Below are 6,000 nucleotides of genomic sequence, written 5' to 3' on the forward strand. Positions count from 1 at the left end.
AACCAGTTGTAACCAGATTTTTGTAACCCTGTAACAACATTAAGAATGGAACCCCTCAAACACCATTCAAACCAAGCCATTGATCATGTTTCGGCACTGAGAAGTCATGACATCTATCATCCGGACATGAACGCAAATGAAGTGATCACGCGATTTTTTCCTTCAACAGTACCAGATCTGGTATTGAACCTGTCCGATATCACTTCAACTTTTTACGGACAACTATTGCAGCAGATTTACCTGCTGCAGGGCAGCTATGTAACAGATGCCATTTCACAGGCTGCCATTGCCGGAATAGGCCGGATCAAAACAGACCTGATCCTGCAACAATACCCGGATCTGGAACGGGATGCACGAACAGTCCTGCTTATCCTGCTGTCAGCAATCTTTACATCCAGCCCGGAATACAGGTTTCAGGTAAAAGAGTTCACCCCCCGTCTTGTAAAAGTGGACCTGTCAGGCAAAGACCGTTACCACAGGATTACTAATAAGCTGGGCTTCGCACAACACCTCACCTGGCCCGTTATCATCCCGTTCCTAAAAACAGCAGCTGTTGCCGTTTCACCACGACTAACCGTAGATGCCATCGTGAAAGAGTTGAATGATAACAGCGACTGTTTATATGAAATTACTATCAAAGCGGATTACAATGTCAGCGCAGATACTACTGCCGTAACCACACTGGCAGCGCCCTTCTTCCAGCTGCCAGCCGCACCGATGCACTCCTATGGCAACCTGTTGCAAACAACTATTAGTAATGCATCTGCTTTCGCAGCAGATAACTTCCCGGAGCTCCTGAAGAACTGTATCAGTATGGAAGCATACAACGCTTCCAGGATCAATCAGTCAGCTGGCGCAAGTTACATATTGGGGAACAAGCTACATGTCAGCCGGTATCCGGAAATCAGAATAGACAATACCTTAAATGTATCGCTCGTAAGCCGCCAGCTGGCGCCACACCGGTACAGCAGCACCTTTATCATTACAAACAATAATAATGAGCCCGCATATACGATGCTGTTCGATTATTATGCACTCGATGAAACCTCCTTCCAATCAAAATTCGGGCATCTGAAAAATATATCCCCCCAACCCGGTTCCGGTGTTATCCCACCATTACCCAGGCTTACACGAATGAACTTCACAGACCCCTATGCATACAGGATATTATTGAATCCTTTTACAGCAGAACATTGCCAGGGGCATTTTGTGAATTATCCATGTGTACCAACAGTGTTACTATCACAATGCCTGCTAAATGAAGCAATTGCCTGGCTAACCGAGATGTTACATTTGCCCGAAATCCGGCCGGTAGTGGATGACATTGCCATGTTCCCAAATAAACTGATGACCATTGAAACAACCTACCTGGTTTACATAACCGTGCACCGGTTATCCAGAAAATCTTTCAGATTCACCAATATAATAAGGACGACAAACGACCCTGAAACAATTTACGCCACCATCAGCCTGGACCTCGAAACACCCCAATAACACAACCTGTCACATAAAAAAAGACACCCCCAGTTGTAATCAGGGTAGCATTTCCGTTTTTACCCGCCACCTTAATAAATCAGGTGAGGTTATCTCCATTTCAGCCCTCAAAAATTCCGCTTGGGTAATTTTGTCTCCTGCATACCTTCAGAGGCTCGCTAATATTGCATCATCGAACAACAACAAACAGATTTACCATTTAACCTTTAGTATTACCGGCATCATCACCGCTGTCGGATATGCGATACCGTTATATTTAAAATAATTAGGCAACCTTGCCCTGATTTTTAGTGTACAGTTATAGTTTTTTAAGGCTACCGGAATATTCTTGTTCCGGTATTTTTATTTTTCTACCTGAATAAAAAAGCCGTACAGATACAAGATCTATACAGCTTTGTATTGATTGATGAAGAAAGCGTTTTTCTTATTTGGAAAGAGCTTTGGCTGCTTCCTCAATGAGCGCCAGTACTTCCTTTGGATGTGATGCCATAGAAGCATGGCCTGCATCCAGCTTGATCGTTTTCTGTGGTTTCATACGCTCAGTAAACCATTCTTCTGTTTCCGGTGGTATCATACGATCCTGCGCAGAAATCTGATACCAGCTTGGCTTTGTTTTCCATGCAGGCGCGCCTGACGGATCACCGAAGCAACGCGCAGCAATCGGCTTCTGCGAAAGCCCCATCACCAGGGCCTCTTCCTTACCAAGATCCTGGCAGAAATTCTCATGGAACTTATCCCGGTCCAGCCACAGGAAACCATTGTTGTCCGGCGCAATGATAGCAGCTCCCGGAGGCGCCGCCCTGAGTCCAAAAATGCCGCCAGGGGTTTCTCCCTCTTCCGGTGCAAATGCAGCAACATACACCAGCCCCACAACATTAGGCTCATTGCCTGCATTGGTAATAACCATCCCTCCGTAAGAATGCCCCACCAGCAATGTAGGCCCGTCCTGCATAGCCACCAGTTGTTTCGTCCGCTCTACATCGTCGGCAAGCGATGTAAGCGGATTCTGTACCGCTGTTACGCGATAGCCGCTTGCGTCAAGTTGTGGAATTACATGACGCCAGTGCGATCCATCTCCCCATGCTCCATGTACAAGGACAATATTCAATTTTGCACCCATAGTAAACTCTTTTTAAGGATTGAATAAATACGGTTAACAAGACCCGACAGGAATACTATAACCTTTTGCACCGGCTTTTTGTTCGGAAGTAGAAAGACATATTTGTATTACCAAATTATTAATAGACGGATGAAGGATGTGCCCGTTCCAGTTTAAACAATATCCCTCCGGGAATAGTTAATAGAAAAAATCACCCCCTCTCCTGAAAACACTAAAACATGTCTTATGAAAAAAAAGCTTATCGCACTATTCAGCCTCTTCCTCTTTTCCTGCTCCAGCACGCAGCTGGTTACTTCCTGGAAAGCGCCGGATGCAACAGTAAGAAAATTCAATAAAATTCTGGTCGCAGGACTCATGGGAGCTAAAGACCGTGAGCTGCGGGAAAACGTGGAAGCAGCCATGGTACAGAATCTGAAAGCCAAAGGAATCAATGCAATATCTGCATACACCACCTACGGCCCAAAGGCATTTGAAGGATTAACGGATAAAGAAGCCGCCAAGAAGATCTCCGCAGACGGCTTTGATGGCGCCTTCACCATCGCACTGCTCGACCGCAGCAAAGAAAGGAACTATACACCAGGCTCTGTTTACTACACACCATACGCCACTTACTATAGCCGCTACTGGCATCACTACTTCACGCTATATGACCGCATTTATAACCCAGGCTATTATACAACTTCCACCAATTACATACTGGAAGCCAACTTCTTCAACCTGGGCAATGATGAACTGGAATATTCCGCACAAACCAAATCATTCGATCCGTCTTCCACCAAAAGCCTCGCCGGCGATTTCACCAAAACCCTGATCGATGACATGATCAAAAAAGGAGTGATCGGTAACTAAAAACCTATAGCTGTTAGGATGGATGTTATGCTGATGATGGTACACTAATCCCGGCAGGAGATGTAAACTGAAAATCAGCAGGAGATGTACACCGGAACAACATATCCCACCCCCAACATAACATCCGTCCTGAAAGCTAAAAACCATAACCTACTTCTTTTCATAAAGCGCCTCAACTGCTTTCCAGTCCAGCACTTCCCAGAATGCATTGATATAGTCAGCCCTCCGGTTCTGATAATGCAGGTAATAGGCATGTTCCCATACATCCAGGCCCAGAACAGGAATGCCCCTGGATGTTTCTGTAGTATCCATCAAAGGATTGTCCTGGTTCGCCGTAGAACTGATCTCAAGCTGACCGTTGAATTTCTTCACCAGCCACGCCCAACCTGAGCCAAACCTGGTAAGAGCTGCTGCATTAAACGCCTTCTTAAATTCGTCCAGTGATCCCCATCTTTCATCGATCGCCGCTTTTAACGCTCCTGTAGGGGCTTGGGCAGGGGTGGGTGAAATAAGTGCCCAGAAAAGGGAATGATTATAATGTCCTCCCCCGTTGTTCCTTACCGCCGCAGGATATTTACTGATTTCCGCCAGCAGCTCTTCCAGTGGCTTGCCCTCCGCAGGTGTCCCCGCCAGGGCTTTATTAAGATTGTCTACATAAGCCTGGTGATGTTTGGAGTGATGTATCTCCATCGTGCGCGCGTCAATATGCGGCGCTAATGCGTTATAGGCATACGGTAATGCCGGTAATTGATATGACATAACTCAATTCTTTTAAACAGAACAAAGGTAGGAACTTTTCATAATAAACAAAATAAACACTTTGTTTATTATGATAACTAGACCATAAAAACCTAAAGCCCATGCAAGAACTTGCACAGGCAATAGTTGTTGAAGGAAGAAGTGAAGAGGGGTTAACCACTGCGTGGGTAACTATTTCGAATATTTGCTGACCTTGTCAGTCACCTTATGACCGCCGCCGGCTGTCAGCTGCTTGGCTGTAGCTACAGACCCCAGATTCGTACCTACCGTGTACGCACATACGGAAAAAGAACCAGGAATACATTTACCCGGGTCATAGTTGCTTAAACTGTCAATCCGTACGAAGGTGCCATTATCACTAAAGTTGACATAGGTGTACAGCGGTCGCCGGGAAGTGCCGGCGTAGGCTGTTGCTATTCCCGTTATTACGGCAATAACAACCAATACTTTGAAGGGTTTCATGTTGGCAGCTTGAATAATGAACAATAGAAAAACGAAAGCACTTAGTTATATGTCATGATAATTCAGCTCACCCGCATCTTTCACATGATCATGCGTTATCTTGTCAAACTGAATTGCCAGTATTGTTGCGAGAATAAATGCAATGTTGAAGAGCAGGTGATCTTCCCAGGACATCTGCTGGATAATACCTCCGCAAGTGCACGGAATACGCCCATAATAATTCACCTGGATGAGAATAATATAACCCGTGAACAATGACAACAACACCAGCGAGGCATATAAAGCCATCCGTCGCGTACGCGGAATAATCAGCAATACCACCACTATATACTCCACCGCCGGTAATGCATATATCAGGGTTGTTCTTATAAAAGGCGCCAGCGGCTGCGCCGCCATTGCAAGCTTGTATTCATCAAAAGATATGAGTTTACTCGTAGGAGTATATACAAACAATAAAACCAGGAATGCCGTAATTACTTCCAACAATATCCTTTTGCTTTTCATGGTCGCACATTTTGTGTCCTGAGTAAGGATACCCGCCTGTCGTAGGTACATGCCTTACCCACTGGTTATTTTGAGATGATTCGGATAAACAAAATCGCCGGAATAGTATTAAAATTAAACTGATTTACTGAAATATTATCACAGTACTGAAAAGGTTTTTCACGGTTCCTATTCTTATTGATAATACTTATATTTAGATAATATAACATCCTATCAAAACACCCAATATGGCAATCAATCTCAACGAATTTTGGCGTGCCAACGGAAGCACTCATACGCCAGCAACCGACGATAGTATCGCTATTGCAGAACAAATTCTTAATGTAAAACTCCCCCCGCTTTTTGTTGACCTCCTGAAAATACAGAACGGGGGCAATACCAAAGGCTACATCTTTCCTACTGCCAAAAAAACGCTGTGGGCCGATGATCACGTTCCTTTCTGGGAAATGTACGGTATTGGCGAATCCGTTAACACCACCCCCCAGAACATATTGGATAGTCAATATCTCATAGAAGAATGGGGACTTCCTGAAAAACAAGTACTGCTCGCCGGTGAAGGTCACTGGTGGATAACGCTCGATTATCGCAGCAGCGACACACCTTCTGTACAATGGCTGGACGTGGAAGGCAGTGAAGAATTGCTGCTCGCAGAAACTTTCGAAGATTTTATCAATGGACTCGTAGCAGACATCGATTGACAATGATTAATGATGATTTATGTGATTATCCTGATGTGTATTATCAGGATAATCACATAAATCATCATTAATCATTGTCGCGTTTTCGCTTTCTCGAAATTATTATTTTCCCCT

General features: G+C 44.7%; 7 protein-coding genes. 3 read left to right on the top strand and 4 right to left on the bottom strand.

The window, feature by feature from the left end; translation table 11 throughout:
- Positions 1–45 precede the first annotated feature (45 nt).
- On the top strand, positions 46–1,494 hold the full coding sequence (locus VM802_RS23790; protein ID WP_325535323.1) for a hypothetical protein: 1,449 nt from the start codon (positions 46–48) through the stop codon (positions 1,492–1,494).
- 424 nt (positions 1,495–1,918) lie between these two features.
- On the opposite strand, the gene VM802_RS23795 is transcribed toward VM802_RS23790, so the two are convergent.
- A complete protein-coding gene (locus VM802_RS23795; protein ID WP_325535325.1) occupies positions 1,919–2,614 on the bottom strand; it encodes an alpha/beta hydrolase in 696 nt (231 codons plus the stop codon).
- 225 nt (positions 2,615–2,839) lie between these two features.
- Between VM802_RS23795 and VM802_RS23800 the strand changes: the two genes are divergently transcribed.
- Positions 2,840–3,463, top strand: coding sequence for a hypothetical protein (locus VM802_RS23800; protein WP_325535327.1), 624 nt, complete (start codon positions 2,840–2,842; stop codon positions 3,461–3,463).
- 150 nt (positions 3,464–3,613) lie between these two features.
- On the opposite strand, the gene VM802_RS23805 is transcribed toward VM802_RS23800, so the two are convergent.
- From VM802_RS23805 to VM802_RS23815, 3 genes are all read right to left on the bottom strand, one after another.
- Positions 3,614–4,222 carry a superoxide dismutase gene (locus VM802_RS23805; protein WP_325535329.1) on the bottom strand — a complete coding sequence of 203 codons (609 nt, stop codon included), beginning with the start codon at positions 4,220–4,222 and terminating at the stop codon, positions 3,614–3,616.
- Between the two features lie 171 nt (positions 4,223–4,393).
- Positions 4,394–4,684, bottom strand: a complete 291-nt coding sequence (locus VM802_RS23810; RefSeq protein ID WP_325535331.1) for a hypothetical protein — start codon at positions 4,682–4,684, stop codon at positions 4,394–4,396.
- Between the two features lie 45 nt (positions 4,685–4,729).
- A complete protein-coding gene (locus tag VM802_RS23815; protein WP_325535333.1) occupies positions 4,730–5,188 on the bottom strand; it encodes a MauE/DoxX family redox-associated membrane protein in 459 nt (152 codons plus the stop codon).
- 227 nt (positions 5,189–5,415) lie between these two features.
- Here VM802_RS23815 and VM802_RS23820 point away from each other — a divergent pair, with 227 nt between their 5' ends.
- A complete protein-coding gene (locus VM802_RS23820; RefSeq protein WP_325535335.1) occupies positions 5,416–5,886 on the top strand; it encodes an SMI1/KNR4 family protein in 471 nt (156 codons plus the stop codon).
- The last annotated feature ends 114 nt before the right edge of the window (positions 5,887–6,000 follow it).

Source organism: Chitinophaga sp. (assembly GCF_035538455.1).
Classification (GTDB): domain Bacteria; phylum Bacteroidota; class Bacteroidia; order Chitinophagales; family Chitinophagaceae; genus Chitinophaga.